The sequence below is a fragment of the Mucilaginibacter mali genome, from assembly GCF_013283875.1.
GTDB lineage: Bacteria > Bacteroidota > Bacteroidia > Sphingobacteriales > Sphingobacteriaceae > Mucilaginibacter > Mucilaginibacter mali.
On sequence record NZ_CP054139.1, the window covers coordinates 3,539,528 to 3,555,903 of the forward strand.

Consider the following 16,376-nt stretch of genomic DNA (forward strand, 5'->3'; position numbering starts at 1 on the left):
GTAAAAAATGAGAAAGGGGTATAAAGTATTATTAGCGCTAACTGTATTACTACTTGGTTTTATCAGCACATACGCGCAGGTGCCCTGTTCTGGCGACCCGGATGATCCCGGCTATGACCCTAACGGCTGTCCTGCACCGCTGGATACCTGGGTGATGTTATTAGCGGCAATAGCTATTTACTTTGGCTACCGGCACCTGGGAAAAACAAAAAGATCCCTTTCTGCCCTGTAAGAAAGGGATCTTTTATTTTTAGGGATAATCTTTTATCGCCCCGTTTTATTTATCTGTAATTTATTCAATATACCATCTACTATTTGCGGCAAATCGTTTACCGCACGTTCGGGATTATTCACCTCTCCAATGCCGTAGCCACGCCAGATAACTTTGTGGGTGTTGCGGTCAATAATATCCAATATTAAAGTACCCTCCTTGTAAGGCACGTGGTAAACATCATCGCCTACATAAACAGGGTATGCACCACGCCAGCCATAATAAAATGCCCGGCCGCCACGGTAGTAACCACGCGGATAAAAACCACCATAGCTATAACTATAAACAGGCTCGTTATAAGTGTGCACCTTGTTATCAACCATTATGGTATAACGCACCAGCAGGTCGGGGCGATTGGCCTTCAAACGCAGGCCTTTACTTTCCAGGTCGGCGGTAGCCTGGTCTTTAACCTTCTGATCGGCCAGGTCGTTATCAAAATAAGGGTTTTTGGTATTATTTGCGGGCGGCAACCAGGCAAAGGTGCTATACCTGGCTACATTGCTGCTGCTCCCAACCGAATAGTAATTGTATGATGAGCAAGCAGCCACAAGGGCAACTACCGCTAACAGCAGGCACCCGGTTATTGATCTTTTCATTCTCTTTTCTCTCCTCTCTCTCTAATTGATATTAGATGGAACAGCAGCTAAAAGGTTTAGTTTTATTAACTAATAAGAAATTCAACCTCCAAATAGCGTATAATTAAGCCTGCTTGTTGCAGATCGTCATATATATATGCTTCTTTTTTCACTATATAAATATCCGGAAAGGGAAAATACCGATAATAAGTACTATAAATGGTGGCGTAAGTTTGTCAGCGCCCTAAAAAACGGGCTTGTGTTGAAAAAATGAATTTCTGAACAAACGCACCTATCAATTTGTAAATCAATTTATTGCGTGTTCATTTTTTGTTCAAAAAACAAGATTTTTTGTTCATTTTTTTTCTTCTAATGAACAGCCGCCCCTTTCCACTACACAATAATCTGCAGCTTTTAATTATGCGCCTGCACGATAGTTCCGGACAGTGTGTTACGATAAGTACTTACCAACTATCGGCATCCTGCGGCCCATACCAAATGCCTTAGGCGATACCCTGAGAATAGGTGGTGTTTGATAACGCTTATGTTCGGCCGTATTTACCAGGCGTATTACGCGGCGTACCACCTGCTCATCGTAACCCAGTTTAATGATATCTGTTGATGATAGTCGATTCTCCAGGTATTCTTTCAGGATAGCATCCAGGATATCATATTCAGGCAACGAGTCGCTGTCTTTTTGATCGGGCCTTAATTCGGCCGATGGTGGTTTAACGATGGAGTTGATCGGGATGATCTCGCGATAGCGGTTAATATATTGTGCCAGCTGGTAAACCTGTATCTTGTAAACATCACCCAAAACTGATATACCGCCGCACATATCGCCATAAAGCGTACCGTAACCCACGGCAGCCTCGCTTTTGTTTGATGTGTTAAGCAGGATATAACCAAACTTATTACACATGGCCATCAGCACCACGGCGCGGCTGCGCGACTGGATATTTTCTTCGGCAATATTAAACGGCAAGCCCTGGAACTGCGGGTGCAACGCGGCTTCAAACGAATCAGCTATCTGCCGGATGGGTACAATCTCCGACTTACAGCCCAGGTTACGCACCAATGCCTCGGCGTCGGTAATGGAATGATCTGTAGAATAGCGCGATGGCAGCAATACCGCCATCACATTTTCAGGCCCCAATGCCTCGGCAGCCAGGGCACAAACCACAGCCGAATCTATACCGCCCGAAAGACCAAGAATGGCACTCTTAAAGCCTGATTTATAGAAGTAATCGCGAATGCCTAATATCAGGCCATCGTGTATCTGCTCAATATCGCTTTGACGCATTTGGCGCGATGTTGTTGGCTGTAGTAATTCTATCGATGAATTATCTTTCAGATCGTAATAGGTGATCGCTTCTTCAAAATAGGGCAGTTCGTCGGCCACCTTACCGTCCTTGTCAAACACCAGCGAACCGCCGTCGAAGATCAGTTCGGTATGCGCGCCTACGTGGTTCACATAAAATAGCGGCAGGTTATAACGGCGGGCGTTATCGCCAAGCACCGCGATGCGCTCTTCATCATGATTATACGCAAAAGGTGATGCCGCGATATTGATCATCACATCAGGCTTTTCCTTTATCAATTCGTCCATCGGTCGGGTGATATACAGCGGGTTTTCGATGGTGTTCCACAGGTCTTCACAGATGGTCAGCGCAATGCGGTGGCCTTTAAAATCGATACACTTAAATGAAGTTGACGGCTCGAAGTAGCGGTATTCGTCAAACACATCATAGTTGGGCAACAATGCTTTGTTTACTACAGCGCTGATCTTGCCATCAGCAATAAAATACGCGGAGTTGTTCAGATCCTTACCTTCAGGATTACTGTTTTTTGTTGGGATCCCGACGATGCAGGCAATATCGGTACACCCGGCAGCAATTTGCAGGGCGGCTTCCTCCCCCCTTTCAATATACTCCCTAAACTCAAGGAAATCGCGCGACGGGTATCCGCAAATACATAGTTCGGCAAACACCACCAGATCGGCGCCTGCCTGTTTTGCTTTTTTTATACTGTGGATAATTTTTGCCGTGTTCGATTCAAAATTACCAACGTGGTAGTTGAGTTGTGCTAACGCTATCTTCATTATATACGGTTGATGTTCGCGGGGCATGTTTGATAAAATGCAGCCCAAAAACTATAAATTTGCCGAAAGCATAAATATGATACGAGGCATCGACAAATCAAAGCAAATTTACTTAATTTTTATCACCTGCATCCTGCTGGTGTCCTGTAAGCAAGGTAAAAAAGTAGATGTGAGCAATATCCATGTCGATGTTAAGATCGAACGCTTTGATCATGATCTGAACGACATGGCCAAAAAGCCCATGCCCGAACAGGCCCTTTACATGCAACGCAAATACGGTGCCTTCTACCAGGATTTTATTGAACGTATTTTGCCTTTGGGTAGTATTAAAGACACCGCTTATTTTGCCAAACTACGCCAAATATTAGCCACAAAAGATTATGCAAACGTAAAACACGATGTAGATTCGGTGTATCCCAATCTTGATAATGAGGAGGCCGAATTAACAGATGCCTTTCGCCGCATCAAATATTATTTCCCTAAAAAGGAGTTGCCAAAAGTGTATGCCTATCTCTCGGGCTTCCAGGCGCAAACCAGCATTGGCGATGGCTATTTTGCAATTGGGCTGGATATGTTTTTAGGTGCCGATTCACGATTTTACCCGGCACTGGTGCAAATACTCCCCCGCTACATTACCCGCCGCTTCACGCCCGGCAACATCGCGCCACGGGTAGTTGAAGGCATTGTTCGTGAAGACATGTACCCCGAACCTGATACGCATAAAACCCTGCTGGATAAAATGATCTACGCCGGCAAGGTGATGTACTTTATGGACCAGGTGCTGCCCGATGTGGCCGACACCACCAAAATTGGCTACACCACCGCGCAAATGAAATGGTGCGAAGACTTTAAATCTAACATTTGGGGATACTTTATGGAAGAAAACCTATTGTACGAAAGCGACGCCCAAAAGCTTGACAAATACATCAGCGAAGCGCCATTCACCCCCGGACTTGGCGAACGCAACGAATCGGCACCGAAGCTGGGCGTATGGACCGGCTGGCAGATCGTGAGACAATACATGGATAAGAACCCCGATGTTACCCTGCCACAACTGATGGCAATGGACGACGCCCAGAAGATCTTGACAGGATCGAAGTATCGGCCGAAATGATAATGGGTCATTATATTTGCAATAGATCGCCGCGCCATGAGTTACATCCGCATACAGCCTCATCCACAGCTTGAACAACTGATAGAATGTTACTGGATGGTGGAAAGCGATGACCCGGCCATCCAAACAGAAAAGATCATTCCCGACGGTTTTACCGAACTGATATTTCATTACGGCGATCTTTACCGTGCAAATATCAGCGGGCAATGGCAAACACAGGGCCGGCACTTGCTGGCCGGGCAGATCGGCAATTACTTTTATTTAGAGAATACCGGCAAGGCTAAAATGATAGCCATTAAACTGAAACCTGCCGCACTGACACAGCTTTTCGGATTACAGATGAGCGATTATACCGATAGGGTTGTCACGCTTGACACTATACCGAACCGGGCCTTACAACAGCTACAAGATATCGTGCTTCAGTTTGAAGATGAACAACAAGTAAAGGAAGCGTTTGACACCTGGCTGCTCCCCTTATCTCATTCGGTTACTACCACGCCGGTTACTGCTGCTATCGATCTTATTTTTAAACAAAACGGTATGGTTACCGTAAAAGAAATGACTGAAGCCGCATGCATTGGCGAACGCCAGCTGGAACGCCTTTTTAAAAGATATGTAGGCTTAACGCCAAAGTACTATGCCCGCATCATTCGCTTCAATTATATCTTCCAAATTGTACAAAGCAAAAGCGCCTCATGGGCCGATGTGGTTTACCAGGCCGGCTATTACGATCAATCTCACTTTATCCGCGATTTTAAAGCCTTTACCGGCGAAGACCCATCGGCCTACTACTTTGATGCCGATAATATGGCCAATTTCTTTCTGAATAAATAAAGATTATTGAGGTCGGGTTTATACAATACCGGCGTTAGTGCCGGGGGTATCTTTGCTGAAAACCATTACATAACATGAAAAAATTATTCGTCATTATTGCCGCGCTATTATTTACATCGCAGGTTTACAGTCAGCAGAATACCAGTAAAGAATTTGAAAAGCTGAAATGGCTGTGCGGTACCTGGAAACGCAGCAACAGCAAACCCGGCCAAAGTGGCACCGAAACGTGGGTGGCTACATCCCCCGCCAAACTTACCGGCAAGGGCGTTACCATGCGGGGCACCGATACTGCCTTTGTAGAGAAACTATCGATAGTAATAAAGGGCGGCGATATATTTTATGTGGCCGATGTTAGCGGTAACCCCGAACCGGTATACTTTAAAATGACCACTATTACTGCCGATGGCTTTGTCTGCGAAAACCCCGAGCATGACTTCCCTAAAAAAATAGCTTATCAACTGATTGGTAGCCGCATCAATGCCAGCATATCAGGCAATGGCAAAAATATTGCTTATAATTTTGAGCGATTGAAATAACAGAGAGCCGTAGTAAAACAAGAAGCGCGATGGAACTCCATCGCGCTTCTTGTTTTATTTATGAGCAAATGCTGCTTACTTCATTATGGTAAACACGGCTTTCAGCGCGATCAGGATACCAATGATAAAAATCACGTTTGAGATGCTGGTATACATGAACGAATCGCCTGCAAAACGGAAGTATACACCTACTATGCCGATGATGATGGCGATAGTTAACAATACATAGTGGCGGGTTGCGTTTGCTTCTTCTGCTGAGTGGCTCATGTTGTTAAATTTTGTTTGTGCAAAAATAAAAATGTTTAACAAATAAGTGGCATTTGTTTTAATATTTTATGCACTTGTATCACTAACTATACCACCTTTTAGCCTGTAGCGGCGAATGATCAGCCAAATAATTATCGCTATAGCTATCAGCGTCCATAAGTTGGCACAGCCAATGATAATTTCCTTAAATATATACCAGCCGTTGTTTAACGCAAGGCCTAAACGGTTAAAAAATGGTAGACCATAAGCCGATGGGTCATCATTGGCAATTATTTCCTTCTTGATGATATTGCTTTGGTACAGGTTCAAGTTCACCATACTATACCTCACTGCTTCATCAACACGCTTGTTATCTATCTGCTGGTCAATAATATCATCTTTTAACAAAAGTACATCAGCGGCATGCTTGATCACCACCTTACCTTTCTTTTGTTGCGCTATGATATCCCGGCGACTATTCATTTTCAATTTGTTCGACAGGTAATCGAGGGTGCGGTCTTCAATATCCATTTTTCGCTGATCTACATAAAGCCCCATTGCCGCCACCTTGTCCATGAATTCTTCCAAATTTTCAGAAGGTACTTTTACGGTCATATCGGCCGATATATTTAGCGCGGTAACCCGCATAACAGAATCGCTGTTTACGCGCACATCATTACTTTTTTCGGCGCGCGAGTTCATTTGGTGGTGCATTACCATTCCTTGGTATTGCGTGGTAAGGGCAGATATATCTGTGCTGGTTTTTTCAACGCTTTTTACTTTAAATCTTATATCCGCAGTTTTAATAAGTTTGGGAATGGCGACCGAATCTGCCGCTGACCTTCCTATAGTAGCCGAATCGGCTGAGGAACTTGTTACTTCATAATGCCCGGTACTTCCGCTTTTGCACGCGGCAAACAGTGTGGTGCCGGCCAGCAGCGCCATTAAAATTTTTGTTTTCATGATGACAGTTTTAAGTGGTTTTAGTTCACCCTTTTAAAATTGCCGGCCGGCTTTAATTTCGGAGTGTGTTGTTTCTTATTTTTTAATTGATACCCGCAACACGATAAATGTAACCCTGGATCATTGTAAAATAAATTGTTACAATTATTAAGTGGGCCGTGGACAAAGACCAGTTTTTTTGTCATCAGCAGAACCATTTGGCTTGCCAAAAGTTAATCAGTATAATAATCAATAATACCTAATATTATGGCAGGCAAATTAAGTGTAACTGTTACTAAGCACATCAACGCGCACGTAGCCAGCGTTTGGCAGGCTTTTACAGACCCGGCACTGATCAAGCAATACTTGTTCGGCACCACCGTAACATCCGACTGGAAACTGGGCAGCGATATCACCTACACCGGCGAGTGGGAAGGCAAAAGCTACAAAGACAAAGGCCAGATCATTGATGTGATCCCCTTTAAAAAATTGCATACCACCTACTGGAGCGGCATGAGCGGCAAAGCCGATAAACCCGAAAATTATGTAAACGTTTATTACGAGGTTGAACCCGAAGGCGATGGCAGCAAGGTGAGCATCACGCAGGATGGGATTGAAAACGAAGCCGGGGTAGAGCACATGAAAGAGAATTGGGGGAAGGTGTTGGAGGGTATGAAGAAGTTGTTGGAGGGTATTTCCAACAACTAACCACATCGTCATTCTGAGCGATAGCGAAGAATCTCAAATTGGCAGAGCGGACATGCAGGGACGACCTGCCTGTCGGGGATTCTTCGCTATCGCTCAGAATGACGTGTTTATCTAACCAAAAAAGCCCCATCCGCTAATGCGAACGAGGCTTTGGATTTTGCTATTTAGATTATGATTAGCCGTTTGATAACGCAGCCGCGCCGCTCACGATCTCGGTCAGCTCGGTAGTGATGGCTGCCTGGCGGGCCTGGTTGTACGATAATTTCAGCGACTTTAACAGTTCGCCGGCGTTATCGGTAGCCTTGTCCATAGCGGTCATACGTGCACCGTGCTCCGAAGCGTGCGAATCAAGCACCGCTTTGTAAAGCTGGATCTTGATGTTTTTCGGGATCAGTTGCTCAACAATCTCCTCTTGCGATGGCTCAAGGATGTAGTCGATATTGCTGGCCGGTTTAGCATCTTTATTAGCCGTAGCCTGTGTTTTTGGTACAGGTAATAATTGTTCGGTAGTAAGGATCTGCATAGCCGCGTTCTTGAACTGGTTATACACCAATTCTACACGGTCGTATTTACCATTCACAAAGCCTTCCATAATGGCTTCGGTAATTTTAGATACGTTGGTGAAGTTAAGCGCGCTATACACCTCGTTATTGTTGCCAATTACGTTGTACTTACGACGCTCGTAAAACTCCTGCGATTTTTTACCGATAGCAACAATAGATACGTTACCCGCTGCCAGTTGTTTGCTGTATTTCTCAGCGATCATGTTGTTGGCGGTTTTGATAGCGTTAGCATTGAACGCGCCGGCCAAACCACGGTTTGAGGTAACAACTACCACCAGTACACGTACCGGTTCGCGTTCCTGCAAATATGGCGATGAACCATCTTCCAAACTGGCCGATAGGTTGCCCAGCAATTCCTTTAGCTTGGTAGCATAAGGGCGCAAAGCTACGATGGCATTAGTGGCACGCTTTAACTTAGCAGCCGAAACCATTTTCATAGCTTTGGTGATCTGCTGCGTTGAGCTTACCGACTTTATCCTGTTTCTTACTTCTTTTAAATTAGCCATGTTCTAAATGTGCAAATGTGCGTATGTGCAAATATGCAAATTGACTTATCTGTTAATTAATTCATGAAGATATGCATCTGCACATTCGCACATTTGCATATCTGCACGTTAATATTTCCCTGCCAACTCCTTAGCTACTGTTTCCAGTACGCCGGTGATGTTGTCGTCCAGTTTACCTGCTTTTAAACCTGCTAATACTTCAGGGTGGCGCAGTTCAAGCTGGCTGGTGTATTCTGCTTCAAATTCCTTGATCTTGTTAACCGGTACGCTACGCATCAGGTTCTTGGTACCAGCGTAAACAATAGCTACCTGTTTTTCAACCGTTACCGGCGAATATTGGCCTTGTTTCAGGATCTCTACGTTACGGGCACCTTTATCCAGTACGTTCTTGGTAGATGCATCCAGGTCTGAACCGAATTTAGAGAAAGCCTCTAACTCGCGGTATTGTGCCTGGTCAAGTTTCAAAGTACCTGATACTTTCTTCATCGATTTGATCTGGGCGTTACCACCTACACGCGATACCGAGATACCTACGTTGATAGCCGGACGAACACCCGCGTTAAACAAGTTCGACTCCAGGAAGATCTGACCGTCGGTGATCGAGATCACGTTGGTTGGGATATAAGCCGATACGTCACCTGCTTGTGTTTCGATGATCGGAAGCGCGGTTAACGAACCACCACCTTTTACCAAATGCTTGATAGACTCGGGCAAATCGTTCATCGCCTGGGCGATAGAATCGTTAGAGTTGATCTTAGCGGCACGCTCTAATAAACGGCTGTGCAGGTAAAACACGTCACCTGGGTAAGCCTCACGGCCCGGTGGACGACGTAATAACAACGACACCTCACGGTAAGCAACAGCTTGTTTAGAAAGGTCATCATAGATGATCAGTGCAGGGCGACCGGTATCGCGGAAGTACTCGCCGATGGCGGCACCTGCAAATGGCGCGAAGAACTGGGTTGGTGCAGGGTCTGAAGCGTTAGCGGCTACTACGATAGAGTAAGCCATAGCGCCGTTCTCTTCCAGTGTACGAACGATGTTCGCAACGGTAGAAGCTTTCTGACCACAAGCAACATATATACAAATTACAGGCTGGCCTGCATTGTAAAATTCTTTTTGATTGATGATGGTATCGATACAAACCGCGGTTTTACCGGTTTGACGGTCGCCGATCACCAGCTCACGCTGGCCACGGCCGATCGGGATCATCGCGTCGATAGCTTTGATACCGGTTTGCAGCGGCTCGGTTACCGGCTGACGGTAGATAACGCCCGGAGCTTTACGCTCTAATGGCATTTCATAAGTCTGGCCAGCGATAGGGCCTTTACCGTCGATAGGCTCGCCCAGTGTGTTAACCACACGGCCCAGCATACCTTCGCCAACTTTGATCGAAGCGATCTTGTTGGTACGTTTTACAGTATCACCTTCTTTAACACCGTCCGAAGCACCCAGCAATACCACACCTACGTTGTCTTCTTCAAGGTTTAATACGATACCTTGTAACGCGTTGTCAAATTCAACCAGCTCACCTGATTGTACTTTAGTTAAGCCGTAAACACGGGCAATACCGTCGCCCACCTGTAATACGGTGCCTACTTCTTCTAACTGAGTTGCTGACTGAAAGCCCGACAACTGCTGACGCAGGATTGCCGATACTTCGTCTGGTCTAACCTCTACCATTTGTTACTTTATTAAGTGTTAGTTTTAATTATTGTACTACCCTTTGGGCAAAATCTTTCTTAATTGTTTTTAAACTGCTGCTTACGCTGGTATCGATCTGGCGGTCGCCAACGGTCAATACAAAGCCGCCGATAAGATCGGGGTTAACTTTGGCATGCAATACCACATTACCACCGGTAACGGCTTTCACCTCGGCTGTCAGTTTTTGCAAGTTTTCTGCCGATAAAGGCGCGGCACTTACAACCGTAGCGTTAATAATGTTTTTGATCACATTGTACTGGTTCACAAACTCCTGCGCGGTTGGATATAAGATCTCGCCACGGCTTTTGTTTACCATGATATGGAAAAACGATGTGGTAACTTTACTTACCTTATCGGTAAAAATAGCATCCAGTATCTTCTTCTTTTTGTCGTGCGCGATAATAGGGTTGCGCAAAACAGCCTGCAGCTCGCTATTGGCTTTCAGGGTTTTTATAAAAAAGTCCATATCGGCCTTAACCGGCTCCAGCGAGTTTTGCTCCTGTGCAAGGTCAATCAACGATTTGGCGTACCTGGTGGCAACTGTTAATTCAGACATGCTTTTTATTTAGTTGTGAGTAGTGAGTAGTTGAATGAGTGAGCAGTTAGTAAGTATGACCTACTCACTATTCTCTGATCACTATTCACCAATCACTCTACTTCAATTTCACTTCTTTTAATAGGTCGCTTACCAGTTCGTCCTGCTTTTTAGCATCTTCAAACTGTTTGCGTAATATCTTCTCGGCAATCTCGATAGAAAGGCTGGCTACCTGGTTTTTCACATCAGCCATAGCGATAGCTTTCTGATTGTTGATCTCGATACGGGCGTTCTCTATCATACGGGCGCCTTCTGCCTGTGCAGCTTCTTTAGCTTCGCCAACAATCTGGTCTTTCAGCTTTTTAGCTTCAGCTAAAATTACATCACGCTCGGCACGGGCTTGTTTTAACAACGCATCGTTCTCGTTGGTCAGGCGCGACATTTCTTCTTTAGCAGCCTCTGCTTTAGACAGGGCTTCTTCAATATTACGCTCGCGCTCGTTAACAGCACCTAAAATTGGTTTCCAGGCAAACTTGCGTAAAATGATCAACAGGATAACGAACGAAACAAGCGTCCATACAACTAAACCAATCGCGGGTTGAACAATATCCATAATTACTTTATATAGCTATCTTATAATTCAAATTTTAAGTTTTTAAAACATAGCCCGGGGCCAACCGCTCCGGTGCTATGCTTTAATTTTTCTGGTGCCTGATATTACATCAGGGCAACTACCACGGCAAACAGTGCAACACCTTCTACAAGGGCCGCAGCGATGATCATGTTAGTTTGGATCTTAGAAGCAGCTTCTGGCTGACGGGCAATACCTTCAACAGCTTTACCACCGATTTGGCCAATGCCGATACCAGCGCCAATTACAGCTAAACCAGCACCTACAGCGCCAATTTTACCTGAAACACCTGCAGCTACTGCGGCCTGTGCGATCATTCCGATCATTCCAATCATTGTTTGTTAATTTAAACGTGTATATATAATATAATTAATAATTCAATTTTAGTGTGCCGCGTGGCTATGGTCATCAACAGCCATACCGATAAACAGCGCTGCCAGCATAGTAAAGATAAAGGCCTGCAGGAATGCTACCAATAGCTCTATACAATCCATAAACACTACAAACGGTACTGATACGGTGGCCATCCACATTGTTTTAAAGATGTAGATAAGCGATATTAAGCTCAATACGATAATGTGGCCGGCTGTAATGTTGGCAAACAAACGTATCATCAAAGCAAATGGCTTAGAAATGATACCGATCAGCTCTACCGGGATCATGATAGGATACAGCCAAAATGGGATATCCGGTAAAAAGATATGTTTCCAATAATATTTATTACCGCTGAAATTGGTAACTAATAATACGATAACTGATAAAGTAAGCGTAACCGCGATATTACCTGTAAGGTTAAACGCGCCCGGGAAAATAGGGATTAAACCAAGCAGGTTGTTTATTAAAATAAAGAAGAAGATGGTAAGCAGCAAGGGCATATATTTAGTATGCTTTACACCAATGTTTGGGATAGCCACATCATCGCGCACAAACAGCACAAGAGGCTCAAGGAATGACTGCATGCCCTTAGGCGCCTTGCCTTCACGCTTCTTATAAGCGGCTGACATACTGCCAAATACAACGATCAAAATGAGCATACCCATCCACATGCTGGCTACGTTTTTGGTGATGGAAAAGTCCCACACTTTTTTGGTGGTTTCTTCATCAACCTTACCTGCAGCGTCTACTACTTTTATCTTATCTTTCTCTAAAGCGTAAGCGTAATGTGTGCCCTGGTAAACTTCATGAGCGCCTTCTTCACTTTCTTTTACTTTAGCTGAAGAAAATATTTCCAGGCCCTTATCAGTAAATAATATTACAGGAAGCGGAATTGACAGATCGCCAAGGATGGTAATGCGGTGCGAATCGCCGATGTGCTCGAAAATTATCTCTTTAACATCAGGTTCTTTTTTTGCGCCTTCGGCATGTTCCTCCTGAGAGAAACCGCGAACCGGAAATGCGGCCAGCATCACAAAAAAGGCACAAAAGAGCGAAAGTTTAAAATTTTTTAAGTTCAAAATCGAGCTGTTATACATCTAAATGAAGTTTTCTACCTTAAATTTTGGTTGCGCAAGTTACGCAACAAACCATAAACTTCAAAGGCCGTGTTTAAGAAATATACATAAAAAAAATCGGCCGCGAAACTAAGCTTCATTACATGGTTTTTTCGCAGGAAAATCAGCACAAAAAACAATGTGCCCAGTATCTTTAACGTAGTTGCCGCAAGGAACGCCGGGGCGTATGATTCGGCATTTTTTTGCTGCACAAGCAGCACTGTCATAATTACTATAAACGTTAATGCCGATAAATAACCAAATAATAACCAAAATTTAACAATAATATATTCGGTTTGGCCGGTGTATATTAATACAGCAGGCGGTATGGCTATCAATAGCACAAATACCAGGTAACGGATAATGGTGTCGGAGATCTTCAATTTTTTACTGCGCGTATAACAAGGTACATAGATATAAATACACCAGCCAGCGACATAGCCGCTGTAACCCACTTGGTTTGGTGCCCGGCCGACTGGTCTATTTTATAGCCGGCATAAGCCATCAGCCCGATAATAGCGATCATTTGGAAGGCAAGCCCGGTAAACTTAGCATAAGCCCTGCCTTCGTTGCCCAGATCATCCTGTTCATTTTTAGCCATGTGCAAATTTATTAAACCGTTCCGGTACTATTTAGTAAATTAGCAATACTTTTATAAAATAGCAGCTGACAATAGACAATTATACCTGCAACAGGCCGTTTTAGCAAAGCACATTAACCTTTAACAACAAAGTATTTGAAGCGCGCTTCTACATTATATAGTTTTAGATATTTAGCATTTACAGTTTTAGCATCGTTGCTGGCCATTGGCTGTTCTTTAGAAAAAGAGAGCGGCTTTAACCGCACTATGCAAAACCTCACCGCGCATTATAACATCCTGTTTAATGCCAACGATCTGCTGCGCCAAAAGCAGGAAGTTTACCAAACCAGTTATATTGATGCTTACAACCAGTTGTTAAGCGTTTACCAGGATACCGCCGCACACCCTAACAACGCTGTTGATAAGGAGTTGGAAGCCGCCATTACCAAAGCCAATACCATTATCAGCGTAAAAGAACAAAGCCATTATATAGGCGATGCCTATTTGGTTTTGGGCAAGGCCAATCATTTGTACGGCCATTATTTTAACGCGATAGAGTTTTTCAGGTACGTTACCCTTTCCTTTCCAAAACAAAAGGCCCTGGTGCAGGAAGCCCGGGTATGGCAGGCACGGTCGGCCATCTACCTTAACCAAATGGATCAGGCTAAGGAACTGATCGACTCGACCATTAAAAATGTGAACCCTAAAAAAAGTATTACCGGCGATGTTTACGGTACAGCCCTGCAATACCACATGAACATGGGCGAGTATACCGATGCCGAAGCCATGGCCAAACTGGCCGTAAAATATGCCAATACCAAGCAGGAACGCCTGCGCCGTACATTTATACTTGCCCAGCTACAGGAACTGAACCGTGAACAACAGGATGCTTATCAAAACTACAGCAAGGTTGTAAAAAGCAATGCCTCGTTCGAGATGGCTTTTAATGCCGATCTGAACCGCATACGCCTGGAAGACGAACACGCCAACCGCAGCCTTACCCGTATGGAAAGGTTAAAGCGTTTGCTGCGCGATGATAAGAACGTTGATTTTACCGACCAGATCTATTACCAGATCGGCCTGCTTTATTTGGCCGGCAACGATATTGATAACGCGATAAAAAACTTCCAGCTATCGGTTAGGTACAGCACTAAAAATCAAAACCAAAAGGGCCTCTCCTATTTACGCCTGGCCGATATCAGCTTTAAAAATCAGGGCAATTATGTAAAGGCCAAAAAATATTACGATAGTACGCTGCTTAACCTCTCGCCCACCTATCCTGATTATACGCAGATCCAAAAAAAGAACAACAACCTGCAGGTGCTGGCCGACCGCCTGCAGATCATTGGCCACGAAGACACCCTGCAAACACTGGCCAAACTGGATGAGAAAGACCGCAACGCGCGTATTGAAGAAATGGTGAACCGTCACACCCAGCAACTGCAGGCATCGGCTTCTGCTATCGATCCTTTAAATAATGCTTACACCAACAGCATTGCAGCCGGTGGCAGTTCGGCAACGGGTACCAGCAGTTTTTATTTTTATAATTCGGCATCTATAGCCAATGGCTATGCCAGTTTTAAACGGGTGTGGGGTAACCGCAAGCTGGAGGATAACTGGCGCCGCAGCAGGCACATCAGCGGCGATGCTGTAGCCGCCACGCCAACCCAATTCCAAAACGCCGATCCGGACGCTGTAGCTACACCGGCAAATTCAAAAACGGTTGATGAGATCTCTTCTAATAACTATAAGCAGGAATTACTGCAAAACCTGCCGCTTACGCCGCAGAAATTAGATCAATCTAACCAGCGGGTTTATAATGCCTATACCGATATCGCTAATTTTTACCGCGATATCCTGGATGATAAAAAGGAAGCTATAGAGGCTTATCAAACCCTGCTCACCCGCTACCCTAACGACCCGAACAAGCCGGCCGTGTTTTATAGCCTGTATCGTTTGTATTTTGAAACCGGTAACGCGGTTAGGGCCGATGAATATAAAAACCGCTTACTTAAAGATTATGCTTCGAGCATATACGCGCAGGTGATCACCGATCCTGATTATAGTAAACGGATTGATGACAGGGATGCCGGCTTTAACCTGCTTTATAACCAGGTTTACGATTTATATGCCAAACGAAAATATGCCGATGTGATCAATAAGGCCGATAGCCTGCTGCGGGTATATCCCGGCAGTAAATTTGCCGCCCAACTGAATTACCTGCGTGCTATCTCCAATGGCCATAAAGAAAAGTTCGATCCGTTCCGCAGCGAACTGCTGGCCATTACCCAAAAGTACCCGAACGACAGGCTGATCACCCCGCTTATTAACCAGCATATTGTATACCTCGAGGAAAACAAGGCCAAAATGTCGGCCCGCGAGTTCGCGCTGATGGATAATGATCCATCCGAAGAACCTTTTATCCCGGCAACGGTTCCATCGCAACCAGTGGTTAAAGCGCCTGTGCAAAATCAGCCGCAACAAAAACCGGTGGTACAAAACCAGCAGCCGGTAAAACAAACCATTACTCCGCCTGCAAATAATAACCCGGTAACACAACAACAGGTTCCGCCACCGGTAAATAACCCGGTTGTTAATAATACGCAGCCACCAGCCGCTACAAACCCGGCACCGGGCAACCCGTCCGTAACGCCAACGGCACCGGCGGTTAAAAGCATATTTTCGTTAAAAGATAGTACCAATTACTATTTTGTGGTAAATGTAAGTACGGGTACGGTCAACCTGTCGTCATCACGTTTTGGCATCGGGCAGTTTAACAGGGCAAATTACCAGGGCACCGGGATATCGCACCAGTTAAAAAATGCCGGCGATAACAACCAACTGGTTTATGTAGGCCGCTTTAATAATATAACTGCTGTAAAGAATTATGCCCGGGCCATTATCCCGCTGATGCCGCAGATAATGAAGGTGCCGGCAGATAAATACACGTTTTTTATCATAACACAGGAAAATCTGGATAAATTAGCCGACAAAAAAACGTTAGACAGCTATATAGACTTCTATCAAAAAAATTATTAGT

18 protein-coding genes are annotated in these 16,376 nt (G+C 44.8%); 6 read left to right on the plus strand and 12 right to left on the minus strand.

Annotated elements, in window-relative coordinates; translation table 11 throughout:
- The first annotated feature begins 7 nt into the window (after window positions 1-7).
- Window positions 8-232, plus strand: coding sequence for a hypothetical protein (locus tag HQ865_RS14745; RefSeq protein WP_173415623.1), 225 nt, complete (start codon window positions 8-10; stop codon window positions 230-232).
- Between the two features lie 32 nt (window positions 233-264).
- Here HQ865_RS14745 and HQ865_RS14750 read toward each other — a convergent pair whose 3' ends face one another.
- The gene (locus HQ865_RS14750; RefSeq protein ID WP_173415624.1) at window positions 265-867 is read right to left on the minus strand and encodes a DUF4136 domain-containing protein; all 603 of its coding nucleotides are present in this window, start codon (window positions 865-867) and stop codon (window positions 265-267) included.
- Between the two features lie 430 nt (window positions 868-1,297).
- The gene (locus HQ865_RS14755; RefSeq protein ID WP_173415625.1) at window positions 1,298-2,947 is read right to left on the minus strand and encodes an NAD+ synthase; all 1,650 of its coding nucleotides are present in this window, start codon (window positions 2,945-2,947) and stop codon (window positions 1,298-1,300) included.
- Window positions 2,948-3,023: 76 nt separating this feature from the next.
- Here HQ865_RS14755 and gldB point away from each other — a divergent pair, with 76 nt between their 5' ends.
- The 3 genes from gldB to HQ865_RS14770 all read left to right on the plus strand — a co-directional run bounded on the left by gldB (window position 3,024) and on the right by HQ865_RS14770 (window position 5,431).
- Complete coding sequence (gene gldB, locus HQ865_RS14760; RefSeq protein WP_173415626.1) at window positions 3,024-4,061, plus strand: gliding motility lipoprotein GldB; 1,038 nt, start codon at window positions 3,024-3,026, stop codon at window positions 4,059-4,061.
- 36 nt (window positions 4,062-4,097) lie between these two features.
- Window positions 4,098-4,895, plus strand: a complete 798-nt coding sequence (locus HQ865_RS14765; RefSeq protein ID WP_173415627.1) for a helix-turn-helix domain-containing protein — start codon at window positions 4,098-4,100, stop codon at window positions 4,893-4,895.
- A gap of 74 nt (window positions 4,896-4,969) precedes the next feature.
- Window positions 4,970-5,431, plus strand: a complete 462-nt coding sequence (locus HQ865_RS14770; protein WP_173415628.1) for a DUF6265 family protein — start codon at window positions 4,970-4,972, stop codon at window positions 5,429-5,431.
- Window positions 5,432-5,506: 75 nt separating this feature from the next.
- Here HQ865_RS14770 and HQ865_RS14775 read toward each other — a convergent pair whose 3' ends face one another.
- The gene (locus HQ865_RS14775) at window positions 5,507-5,698 is read right to left on the minus strand and encodes a hypothetical protein (RefSeq protein ID WP_173415629.1); all 192 of its coding nucleotides are present in this window, start codon (window positions 5,696-5,698) and stop codon (window positions 5,507-5,509) included.
- A 66-nt stretch (window positions 5,699-5,764) separates the two neighbouring features.
- Window positions 5,765-6,640 carry a DUF4349 domain-containing protein gene (locus HQ865_RS14780; RefSeq protein ID WP_173415630.1) on the minus strand — a complete coding sequence of 292 codons (876 nt, stop codon included), beginning with the start codon at window positions 6,638-6,640 and terminating at the stop codon, window positions 5,765-5,767.
- Between the two features lie 246 nt (window positions 6,641-6,886).
- Here HQ865_RS14780 and HQ865_RS14785 point away from each other — a divergent pair, with 246 nt between their 5' ends.
- Window positions 6,887-7,327 carry an SRPBCC family protein gene (locus HQ865_RS14785; protein ID WP_173415631.1) on the plus strand — a complete coding sequence of 147 codons (441 nt, stop codon included), beginning with the start codon at window positions 6,887-6,889 and terminating at the stop codon, window positions 7,325-7,327.
- 175 nt (window positions 7,328-7,502) lie between these two features.
- On the opposite strand, the gene atpG is transcribed toward HQ865_RS14785, so the two are convergent.
- The 8 genes from atpG to HQ865_RS14825 all read right to left on the minus strand — a co-directional run bounded on the left by atpG (window position 7,503) and on the right by HQ865_RS14825 (window position 13,357).
- Window positions 7,503-8,396 (minus strand): ATP synthase F1 subunit gamma, encoded by an 894-nt coding sequence (gene atpG, locus HQ865_RS14790; RefSeq protein WP_173415632.1) that lies wholly within the window; start codon window positions 8,394-8,396, stop codon window positions 7,503-7,505.
- A gap of 108 nt (window positions 8,397-8,504) precedes the next feature.
- Window positions 8,505-10,079, minus strand: coding sequence for a F0F1 ATP synthase subunit alpha (gene atpA / locus HQ865_RS14795; protein WP_173415633.1), 1,575 nt, complete (start codon window positions 10,077-10,079; stop codon window positions 8,505-8,507).
- A 28-nt stretch (window positions 10,080-10,107) separates the two neighbouring features.
- A complete protein-coding gene (atpH, locus tag HQ865_RS14800) occupies window positions 10,108-10,656 on the minus strand; it encodes an ATP synthase F1 subunit delta (RefSeq protein ID WP_173415634.1) in 549 nt (182 codons plus the stop codon).
- Between the two features lie 97 nt (window positions 10,657-10,753).
- Window positions 10,754-11,248, minus strand: coding sequence for a F0F1 ATP synthase subunit B (gene atpF / locus HQ865_RS14805; RefSeq protein ID WP_173415635.1), 495 nt, complete (start codon window positions 11,246-11,248; stop codon window positions 10,754-10,756).
- A 104-nt stretch (window positions 11,249-11,352) separates the two neighbouring features.
- Complete coding sequence (atpE, locus tag HQ865_RS14810) at window positions 11,353-11,592, minus strand: ATP synthase F0 subunit C (protein WP_449406805.1); 240 nt, start codon at window positions 11,590-11,592, stop codon at window positions 11,353-11,355.
- A 57-nt stretch (window positions 11,593-11,649) separates the two neighbouring features.
- Window positions 11,650-12,672, minus strand: a complete 1,023-nt coding sequence (gene atpB / locus HQ865_RS14815; RefSeq protein WP_237073476.1) for a F0F1 ATP synthase subunit A — start codon at window positions 12,670-12,672, stop codon at window positions 11,650-11,652.
- Window positions 12,673-12,752: 80 nt separating this feature from the next.
- On the minus strand, window positions 12,753-13,139 hold the full coding sequence (locus HQ865_RS14820; RefSeq protein WP_173415638.1) for a hypothetical protein: 387 nt from the start codon (window positions 13,137-13,139) through the stop codon (window positions 12,753-12,755).
- Entirely contained in the window at window positions 13,136-13,357 is a 222-nt protein-coding gene (locus HQ865_RS14825) for an AtpZ/AtpI family protein (protein ID WP_173415639.1), read from the minus strand. The genes HQ865_RS14820 and HQ865_RS14825 overlap by 4 nt, the downstream gene beginning before the upstream one ends.
- Before the next feature lie 135 nt (window positions 13,358-13,492).
- Here HQ865_RS14825 and porW point away from each other — a divergent pair, with 135 nt between their 5' ends.
- Window positions 13,493-16,375, plus strand: a complete 2,883-nt coding sequence (porW, locus tag HQ865_RS14830; protein ID WP_173415640.1) for a type IX secretion system periplasmic lipoprotein PorW/SprE — start codon at window positions 13,493-13,495, stop codon at window positions 16,373-16,375.
- The last annotated feature ends 1 nt before the right edge of the window (window position 16,376 follow it).